This is a genomic window from Pseudomonas sp. UMAB-08, assembly GCF_900095225.1.
In the GTDB taxonomy this organism is placed as follows: Bacteria; Pseudomonadota; Gammaproteobacteria; order Pseudomonadales; family Pseudomonadaceae; genus Aquipseudomonas.
On the sequence record NZ_LT607429.1, the window covers coordinates 57,348 to 71,364 of the forward strand.

Annotated in this window: 14 protein-coding genes and 1 riboswitch; of the genes, 5 read left to right on the top strand and 9 right to left on the bottom strand. The window is 58.7% G+C overall.

Annotated features, from left to right (window positions below):
• A riboswitch (cobalamin riboswitch) is annotated at positions 1-138 on the bottom strand.
• Positions 139-415: 277 nt separating this feature from the next.
• Entirely contained in the window at positions 416-1,741 is a 1,326-nt protein-coding gene (locus K0F75_RS21195; RefSeq protein WP_219063926.1) for a sorbosone dehydrogenase family protein, read from the top strand.
• A 46-nt stretch (positions 1,742-1,787) separates the two neighbouring features.
• Here the strand turns inward: K0F75_RS21195 and K0F75_RS21200 are convergent, their stop codons facing one another.
• From K0F75_RS21200 to K0F75_RS21225, 6 genes are all read right to left on the bottom strand, one after another.
• Entirely contained in the window at positions 1,788-2,333 is a 546-nt protein-coding gene (locus tag K0F75_RS21200; RefSeq protein ID WP_219063927.1) for a C40 family peptidase, read from the bottom strand.
• An 84-nt stretch (positions 2,334-2,417) separates the two neighbouring features.
• The gene (locus K0F75_RS21205) at positions 2,418-3,071 is read right to left on the bottom strand and encodes a C40 family peptidase (RefSeq protein ID WP_219063928.1); all 654 of its coding nucleotides are present in this window, start codon (positions 3,069-3,071) and stop codon (positions 2,418-2,420) included.
• A gap of 76 nt (positions 3,072-3,147) precedes the next feature.
• Positions 3,148-3,912, bottom strand: a complete 765-nt coding sequence (locus K0F75_RS21210; RefSeq protein WP_219063929.1) for an NAD-dependent deacylase — start codon at positions 3,910-3,912, stop codon at positions 3,148-3,150.
• 7 nt (positions 3,913-3,919) lie between these two features.
• Positions 3,920-4,624, bottom strand: coding sequence for a DnaA regulatory inactivator Hda (gene hda / locus K0F75_RS21215; RefSeq protein WP_219063930.1), 705 nt, complete (start codon positions 4,622-4,624; stop codon positions 3,920-3,922).
• Between the two features lie 152 nt (positions 4,625-4,776).
• Positions 4,777-5,850 carry an AI-2E family transporter gene (locus tag K0F75_RS21220; RefSeq protein WP_219063931.1) on the bottom strand — a complete coding sequence of 358 codons (1,074 nt, stop codon included), beginning with the start codon at positions 5,848-5,850 and terminating at the stop codon, positions 4,777-4,779.
• 52 nt (positions 5,851-5,902) lie between these two features.
• Positions 5,903-6,955, bottom strand: coding sequence for a DUF2066 domain-containing protein (locus tag K0F75_RS21225; RefSeq protein ID WP_219063932.1), 1,053 nt, complete (start codon positions 6,953-6,955; stop codon positions 5,903-5,905).
• A 349-nt stretch (positions 6,956-7,304) separates the two neighbouring features.
• Between K0F75_RS21225 and purM the strand changes: the two genes are divergently transcribed.
• The 4 genes from purM (at position 7,305) to K0F75_RS21245 (ending at position 10,208) form a co-directional block, all read left to right on the top strand.
• Positions 7,305-8,363, top strand: coding sequence for a phosphoribosylformylglycinamidine cyclo-ligase (gene purM, locus K0F75_RS21230; protein WP_219063933.1), 1,059 nt, complete (start codon positions 7,305-7,307; stop codon positions 8,361-8,363).
• An 11-nt stretch (positions 8,364-8,374) separates the two neighbouring features.
• Complete coding sequence (gene purN, locus K0F75_RS21235) at positions 8,375-9,025, top strand: phosphoribosylglycinamide formyltransferase (protein ID WP_219063974.1); 651 nt, start codon at positions 8,375-8,377, stop codon at positions 9,023-9,025.
• A gap of 8 nt (positions 9,026-9,033) precedes the next feature.
• Positions 9,034-9,747, top strand: a complete 714-nt coding sequence (locus K0F75_RS21240; RefSeq protein ID WP_219063934.1) for a DUF3108 domain-containing protein — start codon at positions 9,034-9,036, stop codon at positions 9,745-9,747.
• Between the two features lie 281 nt (positions 9,748-10,028).
• The gene (locus tag K0F75_RS21245) at positions 10,029-10,208 is read left to right on the top strand and encodes a hypothetical protein (RefSeq protein WP_219063935.1); all 180 of its coding nucleotides are present in this window, start codon (positions 10,029-10,031) and stop codon (positions 10,206-10,208) included.
• A 69-nt stretch (positions 10,209-10,277) separates the two neighbouring features.
• Here the strand turns inward: K0F75_RS21245 and K0F75_RS21250 are convergent, their stop codons facing one another.
• Genes K0F75_RS21250 through relA form a run of 3 tightly spaced genes read right to left on the bottom strand, consistent with a single transcriptional unit; the run spans position 10,278 to position 13,916 of the window.
• Positions 10,278-10,817: a DUF2058 domain-containing protein gene (locus K0F75_RS21250; protein WP_219063936.1), complete on the bottom strand. Its 540-nt coding sequence runs from the start codon at positions 10,815-10,817 to the stop codon at positions 10,278-10,280.
• On the bottom strand, positions 10,814-11,638 hold the full coding sequence (mazG, locus tag K0F75_RS21255) for a nucleoside triphosphate pyrophosphohydrolase (RefSeq protein ID WP_219063937.1): 825 nt from the start codon (positions 11,636-11,638) through the stop codon (positions 10,814-10,816). Before mazG ends, K0F75_RS21250 begins: the two co-directional genes overlap by 4 nt.
• 34 nt (positions 11,639-11,672) lie before the next feature.
• On the bottom strand, positions 11,673-13,916 hold the full coding sequence (gene relA / locus K0F75_RS21260; protein WP_219063938.1) for a GTP diphosphokinase: 2,244 nt from the start codon (positions 13,914-13,916) through the stop codon (positions 11,673-11,675).
• Positions 13,917-14,017 lie beyond the last annotated feature (101 nt).

Below are 14,017 nucleotides of genomic sequence, written 5' to 3' on the forward strand. Positions count from 1 at the left end.
CGGACTCATGAGCGGGCTTTGCCCTCACTGCGCGCCTTCCCACATCCTTTACGATGCAGTGACTGAATGCGCAGCTTTGACTCATTTACCGTTGCGGGGGCAGCGCCGGAATCGGTCGCTGGACGCGCCCTCACCGGCTTCCCTGTTTCACTCAGCCCATCAACGATGGCTGAGCACCTGAAACACGTCGCGAAGGGTAGAGGGTTGGGGGTAGAGCGTCAATCGAAGCGCCCTTTCCTTTCGCTGAATAACGCTGTTTGCCCCGTGCGAGGCATATTGATTGATAGTAAACGACAGCCCTCTCGCGTCACCTACTAAGCTTGCTAACTATCAACTCACCTGTAAAAGGTTGAACCTCGACAGCCCACCCTCCTCTACTGCTTTACGCGCACCTTTCGTTTTCATGGAGATCCTCATGTTCGCACTCAGACCTCAGTTGGCAGTATTGTTTGTACTGATGGCCGGCCTTGCTGCTTGCGGCGAGACCGCCCGCCTGCAAGTAGCGGAAGGCACCGGCCCGCAACCGAAGCTGCCGGAACCGAACAAAACCCTGATCCCGACCGTGAACATCGCCCCCGCAGTGGGCTGGGCAAAGGGTGCGAAGCCTGTCGCTGCACCGGGCACCCAGGTGGCGGCGTTTGCCGAAGACCTGGATCACCCGCGCTGGCTGTACGTGTTGCCTAATGGCGATGTGCTGGTCGCCGAAACCAACTCGCCCGCCAAGCCCGATGACAGCAAGGGCATTCGGGGCTGGGTCATGAACAAGGTCATGGGCCGTGCGGGTGCGGGCGTAGCGTCCGCCAACCGAATCACCCTGCTGCGCGACAAAGACCATGATGGCGTTGCTGAAACCCGCACCGTGTTCCTGCAAAACCTCAATTCACCCTTTGGCATGGCCTTGGTCGGCAACGATTTCTATGTCGCTGACACCGATCAACTGCTGCGCTTCCATTATGAAAACGGGCAAACCTCGATTACCGGCAAGCCAAGCAAGGTGACAGAACTGCCCGCAGGGACACTCAATCACCACTGGACCAAGAACGTCATTGCCAGCAAAGACGGTAAAAAGCTGTACGTGACCGTGGGCTCCAACAGCAATGTCGGCGAAAACGGTCTGGACAAGGAAGAAGGCCGCGCCGCGATCTGGGAAGTCGATGCCGCGACAGGCGCGCACCGGATCTTTGCCTCCGGCCTGCGCAACCCCAATGGCATGGACTGGGAACCGCAGACGGGCAAGCTGTGGACCGCCGTCAATGAGCGCGACGAAATCGGCAGCGATCTGGTGCCCGATTACATTACGTCAGTGAAGGATGGCGCGTTTTATGGTTGGCCGTTCAGCTACTACGGCCAGCATGTGGATGTGCGTGTCTCACCCCAGAACCCGGCGTTGGTGGCCAAGGCCATTGCACCGGATTACGCCGTCGGACCCCACACGGCGTCGCTGGGTCTGACCTTCAGTGACGGCAAATCGCTGCCGGCACCGTTCACCCAAGGCGTATTCATCGGCCAGCACGGCTCGTGGAACCGCAAACCCCACAGTGGTTACAAGGTGATATTCGTACCGTTCGCCAACGGCAAACCCAGCGGCGCGCCCGTCGACCTGTTGACCGGTTTCCTCAACGCAGACGACAAGGCCCAGGGCCGTCCGGTGGGCGTGATCAATGATCAGCATGGCGGCGTGCTGGTGGCCGATGACGTGGGGAATAAAATCTGGCGGGTGACAGCAGCGAAGGCGCAGTAAGCCCCGTGTTCGACGGGGCAGGATCTACTGCACGATCACGTCAAAATCAGGGGTTATTACGCGCCAGATGCTCTGGCTGAATGACACGCTTGGCGTTGAGGTAGGTTTTTTGCCAATAGCTGTTGTCGAGGCTGTCCAGGCGCACTGTGCCGCCCGTTGCCGGCGCGTGCACAAAGCGCCCTTCCCCCACGTAGATCGCGGCGTGGCTGACCTGCGAACCGCCTGAAGTGGCGAAGAACAACAGATCACCTGACTGCAAAGCGTTACGCCCGACATCCGGCGCGTGCATCACAATCAACTCACGGGTCGAGCGTGGTAGCGCGATGCCGGCTGCGTCACGGTAGACATAACCAATCAACCCACTGCAATCGAAGCCCGAATCAGGCGTATTGCCGCCCCAGCGATAAGGCGTGCCGACCAGGCCCAGCGCGCGAAACAACACGTCTTCAGCGGCAGGCGAGGAATACTCGGAAGTCATAGGCGCAACAGGTCGAACAACCCGTGGCTTTGAAGGGGGTGGAGCGTGGCTTGCGCAAGCGCCAAGAAGCGCAGCAACCAATGTAATCAACCCTAGGCGTACCGTAATCGACATAAACACAACAACCTGATCTGGATGCGGCTTACTCTGCCGGGAGCCCGAACTGCGTGTAACGTGAGTTACACGCTCCGGTAATGACTAGCGTTGGCTTTGGATTGTAGTCGGCGCCATCGCTAACGCACGTTTAGCTTCGATGAAGGTCTTCTTCCAGTAGCTGTCGTCCAGGCTATCGACCCGAACACCACCGCTGCGGCTGCTGCTGGAATGGATGAATTGATCATCGCCCAGGTAGATGCCGGCATGGCTGACACGACCGCGACCTTTGGTACTGAAGAACAGCAGATCACCCGGCTTCAGGTTGTTGCGAGCAACCAGCGGAGCATTCAGGTTGATCATGTCGCGAGTGGAGCGTGGCAACGTCATGCCCGCTTCTTCACGAAAAAGGTAATTGATGAATCCGCTGCAATCGAAACCGGCTTCCGACGTACCGCCTACACGATAACGGGTACCGATCAGGGACATGCCGCGTTCCAGGATGCTGTCGGCAAGGACTGGCATGCGGTAAGGCTTGCTGTCAGAAAACTCGGCCAGTTCTTTTTCAGTGATCAACTCTTCGGACAGCACGGAGTCAGATCCGTCGGCCATCTGGGAGGAGCGTGCAGACTGTGCAGTAATCGAGGTATGAGCCTGATTCTGGACGTGCTGCTGGTTCGAGGCAGGCATGTGAGCCGCGCAACCAAAAAGGAGTGAAACCAGTGCGAGAGGCACGAGGGGTGCGAAGCGATTTAGCATGGGCACGACCGTGGCTGATGATGTAAAGGAGGTGAGACTATGCCTTCTATCACCCTCATTTGCAAATTCAATCGATCTAAATGTGACTTACCAGTTCCTCCATAACTTCTAAGGCTCTACAGCCCAGGAAAACATCCATGCCTGCGCTGTGGTCGGTCGGCGTCGGATTTATCTCGGCGGTAAAGCCTCCCGACACCCGCGCCCGCAGGACCGGCTCGTGAATATACGGGAAGCTGGCGGTGGTGCCGATGCTCAATACAGCGTCGAAACCCTTGGCCATTTCTTCGTACAACGTTTCCAGCGCCCGCTCGGGCAACATCTCTTCGAACAACACCACTGGCGGGCGCAAGACCCCATGGCAGTGCTTGCACAAAGGCGGCAATGGCCGTTGCAGGTGCTCGCTCAGCTCCGGGTCGACCGCGCCACAGGATTGGCAAAACAACGGCGCCAGCTGCCCGTGGATTTCGATCAAGCGTTCAGGTGGGCTGCCAGCGGCACGATGATAGCCATCGACATTCTGCGTCAGAACCCAGCATTCAGGCTTGAGCCGCTGTAACTGAGCAATGGCGTAATGGGCGGCATTGGGTTGCGCACCAAGACAAGCCCTGCCCAACTCGGCGATATATTTCCAGCACAGCGCAGGGTCGCGGCGCAACATCGGGCCGGACAGCGCCATTTCGATGGGCAGCCCGTCCGCCGTCTTTGCGTTATACAGCCCGCCAACACCCCGATAAGTCGGGAGGCCCGAGTCGGCCGACAAGCCAGCCCCGGTAATAATCAGAATGCGCCGGGCATGACGCAGCGCCGCCGCTGTTTGCAGCAACAGCTCGCGATCTACCACGGCCGCGCTACCAACCCAACGTTTCCTTCAGGAAAGGAATCGTCAGTTTGCGTTGCGCTTGCAGCGACGCCTGATCGAGACGTTCGAGCAGGTCGAAGAGCGCGCTCATGCTGCGGGTGCCGCGCGTCAGAATGAAATGACCGACTTCATCAGTCAGGTGCAGGCCACGGCGCGAAGCGCGCAGCTGCAAGGCGCGCAGCTTGTCTTCATCGGACAGGCCACGCATCTGGAACACCAGGGCCATGGTCAGCCGTGATTTGAGGTCGAGAAGTTTGACCGGCAATTCCCGTGGAGACTGGGACGCTGCGATCAACAGGCGACGGCCGCTGTCGCGCAGGCGATTGAACAAATGGAACAGCGCCTCTTCCCACTCCGGCTTGCCAACCACCGCTTGCAGGTCATCCAGGCAAACCAGCTCGTACTGCTCGAGATTGTCGAGCAGCTCGACGCCTTGATCCATCACCTCTGCCAACGGCAGGTAAACCGCCAGTTCGCCCAACTGCTCGAAGCGCAAGCAGGCGGCTTGCAGCAAGTGCGTACGCCCGACGCCGTCCTTGCCCCAGAGATAAATCAGGCTTTCGGTCCAGCCAGCGTCGGCTTCGCACAGCCGCTCAACATAGCCGAGTGCTGCGGCATTGGCGCCGGGATAGTAATTGATGAAGGTGGCGTCATCACGCAGACGCACACCCAAGGGCAGCTGAATCGGTTTCATGCTGGCTGAACGGCTCAAGCGAGCCGCTAGGGGCCTCTGTGTAAAGTGGGCAAAGTTTATACCGGTGACGCCGGGCGCACAATGCGGCAGACCACAAGCAAAATCAAAGGTTTGCGATTGCTTCGCGTCATGCGGCGTAGCAGACGGATCACCTACAGATCAGGATCTCCCATACCACCGTAAATATCCGACTCTTTATAGAGGTCGTGCACATGGCGCACCAAAACCATGATGACGGCCGCCACCGGCAGCGCCAGTAGCACACCCGTGAAACCGAACAGCTCACCGCCCGCCAGAATCGCGAAGATCACCGCCACCGGGTGCAGACCAATCCGGTCACCCACCAGCAACGGGGTGAGAACCATGCCTTCCAGGGCCTGACCGACCATGAACACCGCGACGATGCCCATCATTGGGTACAGATCGCCACCGAACTGGAACAGCCCGGCGATGACGGCGGCACCGATGCCGATTACAAACCCCATGTACGGCACAATCGCAGCAAGACCGGCAATCACACCGATCAACAAGCCCAACTCCAGACCTACCAGCATCAAGCCGGCGGCATAGATAAAGCCCAGCGCAACCATGACCAATAACTGACCACGAATAAAGGCACCCAGCACTTCATGGCACTCGCCTGCCAGCTTGACGATCTGTCCTTCGCGATGGCGCGGCAACAGGCTGCGGACTTTGGCCATCATCACGTCCCAGTCGCGCAGCAGGTAGAAACACACCACAGGGATCAGCACCAGATTGGTCAGCCAGCCAATCAACGCCAGACCGGATGCGGTCGCCTGAGCCAGCACCACACTGACGATATCGCCCGTCTGCCCCATGTGTTCGGAAATGGCGGCCTTGACCTTGTCGAACTTCCAGAAACCATCAGCCAGCCCCAGTTTGGCCTGGGTCCATGGCAATGCCGTGTGCTGCAACCAATCGAGTATCTGTGGCGCCAGCTCATAAAGGCGGAACAACTGCTTGGCCAGCATCGGCACCAGCACCAGCAGCAGCGCCATGAGAATCATGGTGAACAAGCCGAACACCGCGACCACACCCAAGGTGCGCGACAGCCCGGCAGCTTCCAGCCGATCGACCAAAGGGTCGGCCATATAGGCCAAAAGCAGCGCAATCAGAAAGGGCGTCAGGATCGGATGCAGCAAAAACACAAACACACACAGCAGGACAACCCCGCCAATCCAGAACCAACGACGTGAGTCAGCCATTACCGCCCCTCAAACCCAAGAATAAAAACCAATCCGATGCGCCTTCCAGCCGTTACCAACGAAAGTGCAACTGCGGTGCAGAAGACGGTTGTGTCACGGGGGCAGCACCATCGACCGGAGGTTGCTGCGCCGGAACTGCAGCACTCACCTCGCCCGCAGGGACTTCCTGCAATTTGGCCAGGGACAATTGCGAACGAAGTTGATCGGCACTGCCGTTGACCTCGTAGGTGATGCGATCACCGCTCACCGTTTTCAGCTTGGCGCCAAATGGATCGAGCAAGCGACTCAACTGAGCGTAACGTTCAAGGTTCATGCCCTGCACTTCCAGCACCAGCCCGGTCGACGCGCCCGGCTTGACCACATAGCGCGGCGCCAGACGCTGGCTGACCGCCAGCAGTACAGCATCGGCCAAGGCTCCGCTGTCCGCGCCGGTGGCCGTGCCCTGCTCACTCTGCTGGCCCAGCCACAAACGCCATTTACCCTGCCATTGACCGTTCTCTTCACGGGCATGCACCGCCAGCAAACCATCGGCGCCATATCGCTCGGAAGCGGCCTTCAACGGCGCGGAGTCAGTGCCTTCAAGATTCTTGGCCGTCGCGACGATCTGCTCGCTCAAGTCCGCCAAAGGCAGACGCAACGGCAAACCACGGTGCTGCGCCGCACGACGCAGGGGTTCGGCGGCACTCTGACCGTCACCCACCAGATTGGAGCCGTCAGTGGCGTCGCTCAACCACCAACCGAGAATCGTCGGACGGTTACTGCCCCACACAGGCAAGCCTGCCTGATGCAGCGAGCGTTCGGTGCTGGCGGGATCGAAATCAACCAGCAAGCTCTCTGGCGGACCCGCTTCGTAGCCGAACTGAGTGATGATTTGTTGCGGGTCTTTGCGCACCCCGGCCAGGCCAGCGCTTTGCAGGGCCTTGGGATCACCCGTCAGCCGCAGAATCAGGGTTTCCAACGCGCGTTGCGTGGCCTGAGTGCGCTCATCAGGGGTTTGCCCACTGACGGTTTCACGCACTTGATACAAGTTGCTCACGGTTTCAGCAACGCTGGGCAGGCTGATCAACGAAAGGCAGCCCACAAACAATAATTTAGAAAGACGCATGGAAGGTTCCCGACGGGCAAAAGCGGCATGAAAAAGGCCGCGTGAAAACGACTGACATGGTTCAGACCACACATCGAGCCGAATCATTCATACAAAATCATAGCGACACCTTATACAGCCGCCGACAAACGAGCCAGCTTGAGCGCATGCATCGATTATTTTGGGTTCTAATAAGCCTGCCCGTCGGCCTAAGGATGGCCGCTGCCCTGTAAGCCTGATAAAATCGCGCGCCTTCGCAGACTGGCGATGGCGGTGGCCCCTGAAAACGCAGCATTCCTTGTATGCAGCGTTTTTCGAGAGGCCCTGCCGACTTCGGTCGACCCCCCGAATCCCCTTAAAGGCCTGGATTATGAGCAAGCAACCCTCCCTGAGCTACAAAGACGCCGGTGTAGACATCGACGCCGGTGAAGCATTGGTCGAACGCATCAAGAGCGTGGCCAAGCGCACCAAGCGTCCGGAAGTCATGGGCGGCCTGGGTGGCTTCGGCGCCCTCTGCGAAATCCCGGCCGGCTACAAGCAGCCTGTACTGGTCTCCGGCACCGACGGCGTGGGCACCAAGCTGCGTCTGGCGCTGAACCTGAACAAACACGACACCATCGGCATCGATCTGGTCGCCATGTGCGTCAACGACCTGGTGGTTTGCGGCGCAGAGCCGCTGTTCTTCCTCGATTACTACGCCACCGGCAAACTCAACGTCGAGACCGCGACTCAGGTCGTGACCGGCATCGGCGCTGGCTGTGAGCTGTCCGGTTGCTCGCTGGTAGGCGGCGAAACAGCAGAAATGCCTGGCATGTACGAAGGCGAAGACTATGACCTGGCTGGCTTCTGCGTCGGTGTCGTGGAAAAAGCCGACATTATCGACGGTTCGAAAGTCGCCGCCGGTGATGCCCTGCTCGCCCTGCCGTCTTCCGGTCCGCACTCCAACGGTTACTCGCTGATCCGCAAGATCATCGAAGTGGCCGGTGCCGACATCGAAAACATCCAGCTCGACGGCAAACCGCTGACCGACCTGCTGATGGCGCCCACCCGCATTTACGTCAAACCGTTGCTCAAGCTGATCAAGGACACTGGCGCAGTCAAGGCCATGGCCCACATCACTGGCGGCGGCCTGCTGGACAACATCCCGCGCGTACTGCCAGCAGGCGCTCAGGCGGTGGTCGATGTCGCCAGCTGGCAGCGTCCTGCCGTGTTCGACTGGCTGCAGCAGCAAGGCAATGTCGCTGAAACAGAAATGCACCGCGTCCTGAACTGTGGCGTGGGCATGGTCATCTGCGTCGCTCAGGAGCACGTCGAAGTGGCCTTGAACGTGCTGCGTGAAGCTGGCGAGCAACCTTGGGTCATCGGTCAGATCGCCACTGCTGCTGAAGGCGCTGCGCAGGTCGAGCTGAAAAACCTCAAGGTACATTGATGTCAGTGCAGATACCTGCAACGTGTGATGTGGTGGTGCTGCTGTCTGGCACCGGCAGCAACCTGCAAGCCATGATCGACAGCTTCAAGGGTGTCGACAACCCTGTCCGTATCCGCGCGGTGATCTCCAACCGCGCCGATGCGTTCGGTCTGCAGCGCGCCAGGGACGCAGGCATCGAAGCCCGCGTCCTCGATCACAAGGCGTTCGAAGGTCGAGAGGCCTTCGATGCCGCGCTGATCGAGCTGATCGACACCTTTCAGCCGAAGCTGGTGGTGCTCGCCGGATTCATGCGCATATTGAGTGCGACATTCGTCCGTCACTATCAGGGCCGCCTGCTTAATATCCATCCTTCTCTGCTGCCGCTTTATAAGGGCTTGCATACTCACCAGCGAGTGCTTGAAGCTGGTGACAGCGAACACGGCTGCAGCGTGCATTTCGTGACAGAGGAACTCGATGGGGGTCCACTGGTCGTACAGGCAGTAATCCCGGTAGAGTTGAACGACTCGCCAGCCAGCCTGGCACACCGGGTTCATGCTCAGGAACACGAGATTTATCCGCTGGCAATACGATGGTTTGCCGAAGGAAGACTAAGCCTCGGCGAACAGGGCGCATTACTGGATGGCCAGTTACTCCCGGCCAGTGGCCACTTGATTCGAATCTAGGAGATATTATGCGTCGCGCTTTGCTCTTCGCTTTCGCTCTGCTCGCACTGCCTGCTGTTCAGGCAGCAGACCTTCAGCCGTTTTCCGCCAGCTACACCGCTGACTGGAAACAGCTGCCCATGAGCGGCACCGCCGAACGCAGCCTCACGAAAAACGCGAACGACACCTGGACCCTGAGTTTCAAGGCTTCCATGATGATCGCCAGCCTGACCGAGGTCAGCACCCTGCGTGTCGACAAGGGCACCCTGCTGCCACAATCCTATAATTTCGAACGCGGCGGTCTGGGTAAAACCAAAAAAATCGACATGGCGTTCGACTGGAGCAGCAAGGTGGTAAGCGGCACAGATCGCGGTGACGTGATCAACCTGCCCATCAACCCCGGCGTGCTCGACAAGTCGACCTACCAGTTGGCGTTGCAAAAAGACGTGGCTGCCGGCAAGAAGAGCATGAGCTACCAGGTGGTCGACGGTGACTCTGTAGACACCTACGATTTCCGCGTATTGGGTTCGGAAAAAGTCGATACCAAAGCTGGCAAGATCGACGCCATCAAGGTCGAGCGTGTACGCGACCCGACGCAAAACAAACGCATTACCGTGATGTGGTTCGCCAAGGATTGGGATTACCTGCTGGTTCGCCTGCAACAGGTCGAAACCGACGGTAAGGAATACAACATCATGCTGTTGAACGGCACCGTCAATGGCAATGCGGTCAAAGGCAGCTAACAGGCCTGAGTTCGCCAGCAAGACCCAAGCCTCCGCTTTTCAGCGGGGGCTTTTTATTGCGCGCAGGACCAAGGCAAAACTGAACGTAACCTGTCTAAGACGCCAACACCACAAACCCCCAACCTCCGCGACCGCCATACAGCCTGCGCCCTCGAGCCATTCCTCCACTTTCTGCAAAGGTGTGTTACCGCTTTCAGTCATTTACTTAGATAGCTAGCTAACGATATAACAGGGACCTGCGACGTGTTGCCGCAGTTAGCCAGAGTCAGGAGCTTACAAAGATGACCGTAAAAGTTACTGAACGCGACGCTTCCCATATCTCCCACGAAAGCAACGCTGCGGGCGTACAGATCTGGGATGTGCACCAGCAGGATTTGCTGGTCGGGATGTTCCATAACGAGACGGACGCTCATCAATACAAAGCAGAACTGGAAACACTGGAAAGCCAGCGCACTGCGTAAGACGTTATTTCGGAATCGCTGTAAAAACAAAACCCGCAGAAGCGGGTTTTGTTTGTCTGGGTCCTGGGTTTACCACATCAGGTCATCAGGCACCTGATAGGCCGCGTACGGATCATCGGCATCCGGTGCTTCGGTCGGCGTGTTAAGCAACACGACTCGGCGTGGGTCGCGTTCCTGGATCTTCAGCGCCGCTTCACGCGGGATGATCTCGTAACCGCCGCCATGATGAACGATGGCGAGCGAGCCGCTGCTGAGCTTGTTACGCATCAGCGTGTTGACCGAGATGCGCTTGACCTTCTTGTCGTCGACGAAGTTGTAGTAGTCCTCGGTGGTCAGCTTCGGCAGCCGAGAGACTTCGATCAACTGCTTGACCTGAGCGGTGCGGGCTTTGAGCTCGACCTTTTCCTGCTGCTGGCGATTGAGCTCCTGATCACGCTTGGCTTTTTCGGCCATAGCGTCCTGCGCGGCACGCTTTTGCGAGTCATCGGCTTCGATCTGGCCCTTGTGCACCAGGCGTTGTTCTTTTTGCTTGTCTTTGCTGACCTGCTTGGCCTGCTTTTGGTTGACCAGACCTGCTTTGAGCAACTGGTCGCGAAGGGAAATGCTCATGATGCGTTCTTTTCCTGACGTTTGGCTTCGCCCCAGAGAGCGTCCAGTTCTTCGAGGGTGCAATTTTCAATGGGACGATGGGTCTGGCGCAATGCCTGTTCGATAAATCGGAAGCGTCTTTCGAATTTAGTGTTCGCCGCACGCAAGGCGCTTTCAGGATCGACCTTAAGGTGCCGGGCCAGATTCACCACCGCAAACAGCAGGTCACCGACCTCATCCGCGATGGCCGGGGCGTCATTGTCCGCCATGGCTTCCAGCACTTCATCGAGCTCTTCACGCACCTTGTCGACCACCGGCAAGGCGTCTGGCCAGTCGAAACCGACCTGCGCCGCGCGCTTCTGCAACTTCGCCGAGCGGGACAAGGCTGGCAGCACGCAGGGGACATCATCGAGCAGGGACAATTGCTCAGGCACGTCAGTCTTGGCCGCTCGCTCTTCGGCTTTGATTTCCTCCCAGCGTTGCTTGACCTGGGCCTCGTCCAACTGCGGCGTTTCCAGCGGCGCATACAGATCGCCAGTAGGGAACACATGCGGGTGACGACGAATCAGTTTTCGGGTGATGCTGTCGACCACACCATCGAACTCGAAGCGCCCTTCTTCACGTGCCAACTGGCTGTAATAAACCACCTGGAACAACAGATCGCCCAGCTCGCCCTGCAAGTGATCGAAATCACCGCGCTCAATGGCGTCGGCGACTTCGTAGGCTTCTTCTAGCGTGTGAGGCACGATACTGGCGTAGGTTTGTTTGACATCCCACGGGCACCCGAACTGCGGGTCACGCAGTCGGGCCATCAGGTGCAGCAAGTCTTCGAGTGTGTACATCGATTGTTCTCATTCAAACCAAAGCCGCAGGTACTCAAGGTGTGCGGTTGCGCCGCGTCTCGATGATGTTCGGCAACTGGGAAATCCGTCCCAGGAGCCGTCCTAGCGCATCCAGGCCCGGAATTTCGATGGTCAACGACATCAGCGCGGTGTTGTCTTCCTTGTTCGAGCGGGTGTTGACCGCCAGCACGTTGATCCGCTCGTTGAGCAGAACCTGAGAAACGTCACGCAGCAAACCGGAGCGGTCGTAGGCACGGATGACAATGTCCACCGGGTAGGTGAGCACCGGCACCGGGCCCCAGTTGACCTGGATGATCCGCTCAGGCTCGCGACTGCCCAACTGCAACACTGCAGCGCAGTCCTGGCGGTGAATACTCACGCCACGGCCCTGAGTGATGTAGCCAACAATGGCATCGCCGGGCAGCGGTTGGCAGCAACCGGCCATTTGCGTCATCAGGTTGCCGACGCCCTGAATCTGGATATCGCCACGTTTGCCGGGCTTGTAGCCGGTGGCTTTGCGCGGGATCAACTCCAGCTGTTCGTTGCCGCGTTCCGGCTCGACCAGTTGTTGCGCGGCATTGACCAACTGCGTCAGACGCAGGTCGCCCGCACCCAGAGCGGCAAACATGTCTTCGGCGGTCTTCAGATTGGCTTTTTCTGCCAATTTGTCGAAATCCACCTGTGGCAATCCCACGCGCGCCAGTTCACGTTCCAGCAGGGTTTTACCGGCCGCGACGTTCTGGTCACGCGCCTGTAATTTGTACCAGTGGACGACCTTCGCCCGCGCCCGCGAGGTGGTGATATAGCCAAGGTTCGAGTTCAGCCAGTCGCGACTCGGCGTACCGTGTTTACTGGTGATGATCTCAACCTGCTCACCGGTCTGCAGGCTGTAGTTGAGCGGTACGATACGCCCGTTGATCTTCGCGCCACGGCAGTTGTGACCGATTTCGGTGTGCACGCGATAAGCGAAGTCCAGCGGCGTCGAGCCTTTGGGCAGGTCGATGGCATGACCATCCGGGGTGAACACGTACACCCGGTCGGGCTCGATATCGACCCGCAGTTGATCCGCCAGCCCGCCAATATCGCCCAGCTCTTCATGCCACTCGAGTACCTGCCGCAGCCAGGAAATTTTCTCTTCGTATTGATTGGAGCCGGATTTGACGTCGGTGCCTTTGTAGCGCCAGTGCGCGCACACGCCCAGCTCTGCCTCTTCGTGCATGGCGTGGGTGCGAATCTGCACTTCCAGCACCTTGCCTTCGGGGCCAATCACCGCAGTGTGCAAAGAGCGATAGCCGTTTTCCTTGGGGTTGGCGATGTAGTCGTCAAACTCCTTGGGGATGTGCCGCCAAAGCGTATGCACGATGCCCAGCGCGGTATAGCAGTCGCGGACTTCAGGCACCAACACGCGCACGGCACGCACATCGTAGATCTGGCTGAATTCCAGACCCTTGCGCTGCATTTTGCGCCAGATCGAATAGATGTGTTTGGCCCGACCGCTGATATCGGCTTTCACCCCGGTGCTCAGCAGTTCGTTTTCCAGTTGGCCCATGACATCGCTGATAAAACGCTCGCGATCGAGGCGGCGCTCATGCAGCAATTTTGCGATCTGTTTGTACTGTTCGGGCTCCAGGTAGCGGAAGGACAAATCCTCCAGTTCCCATTTGATGTGACCGATACCCAACCGGTGCGCCAGTGGCGCATAGATGTCGAACACTTCCCGGGCAACGCGGTTGCGCTTTTCTTCGTCGGCGTTCTTGACCGCACGAATCGCGCAGGTGCGCTCAGCCAGCTTGATCAGCGGGACGCGCACGTCATCGACCATTGCCACCAGCATCTTGCGCAGGTTTTCTACCTGGGCCTGAGACCCCATCACCAACGACTCGCGAGGGCTCAGACTGGCACTGATAGCCGCCATGCGAAGCACGCCGTCGATCAGTTTGGTCACCGTCGGACCAAAACGCTGACTGACGTCCGCCAAGGGGATCTTGCCCTCGCGCACGCCCCGGTAGATCACGGCGGCGACCAGTGAGTCCTGATCGAGCTTGAGGTCAGCGAGGATCTCTGCGATTTCCAGGCCAGCCTGAAAACTGGAGGCCCCTTCTGCCCATAAATTCTTTGATGCATTGTCCTGTTGCTCGGCATGGCGGGCAAACTCGCAAGCCTCTTTCAAGGCCTGTCGGTCCAATGCAAGGTCGACGCTGACTATATGATCGAGCCATGCATCAAGATTGATACTGCCATCGGTGTTGATCGGCTGGTGCGCTCTCACCTGTACCATGTTGCTTACCTTCCCTACGGCGCGATAAAAAGCGCCTTCAGTCGCTGGGCTTCTTGGGCAAACGCTCCTTGCTGGGCAGGCAAGGGCTGTGCGTCCGCGGG

What these genes read in the sequence shown, in the direction of transcription:
- K0F75_RS21195 (WP_219063926.1), top strand. Translation starts at nt 416, where the DNA reads ATGTTCGCACTCAGACCTCAGTTGGCAGTATTGTTTGTACTGATGGCC.
- K0F75_RS21200 (WP_219063927.1), bottom strand. Translation starts at nt 2,333, where the DNA reads ATGTCGATTACGGTACGCCTAGGGTTGATTACATTGGTTGCTGCGCTT.
- K0F75_RS21205 (WP_219063928.1), bottom strand. Translation starts at nt 3,071, where the DNA reads ATGCTAAATCGCTTCGCACCCCTCGTGCCTCTCGCACTGGTTTCACTC.
- hda (WP_219063930.1), bottom strand. Translation starts at nt 4,624, where the DNA reads ATGAAACCGATTCAGCTGCCCTTGGGTGTGCGTCTGCGTGATGACGCC.
- K0F75_RS21220 (WP_219063931.1), bottom strand. Translation starts at nt 5,850, where the DNA reads ATGGCTGACTCACGTCGTTGGTTCTGGATTGGCGGGGTTGTCCTGCTG.
- K0F75_RS21225 (WP_219063932.1), bottom strand. Translation starts at nt 6,955, where the DNA reads ATGCGTCTTTCTAAATTATTGTTTGTGGGCTGCCTTTCGTTGATCAGC.
- purM (WP_219063933.1), top strand. Translation starts at nt 7,305, where the DNA reads ATGAGCAAGCAACCCTCCCTGAGCTACAAAGACGCCGGTGTAGACATC.
- K0F75_RS21240 (WP_219063934.1), top strand. Translation starts at nt 9,034, where the DNA reads ATGCGTCGCGCTTTGCTCTTCGCTTTCGCTCTGCTCGCACTGCCTGCT.
- K0F75_RS21245 (WP_219063935.1), top strand. Translation starts at nt 10,029, where the DNA reads ATGACCGTAAAAGTTACTGAACGCGACGCTTCCCATATCTCCCACGAA.
- K0F75_RS21250 (WP_219063936.1), bottom strand. Translation starts at nt 10,817, where the DNA reads ATGAGCATTTCCCTTCGCGACCAGTTGCTCAAAGCAGGTCTGGTCAAC.
- mazG (WP_219063937.1), bottom strand. Translation starts at nt 11,638, where the DNA reads ATGTACACACTCGAAGACTTGCTGCACCTGATGGCCCGACTGCGTGAC.
- relA (WP_219063938.1), bottom strand. Translation starts at nt 13,916, where the DNA reads ATGGTACAGGTGAGAGCGCACCAGCCGATCAACACCGATGGCAGTATC.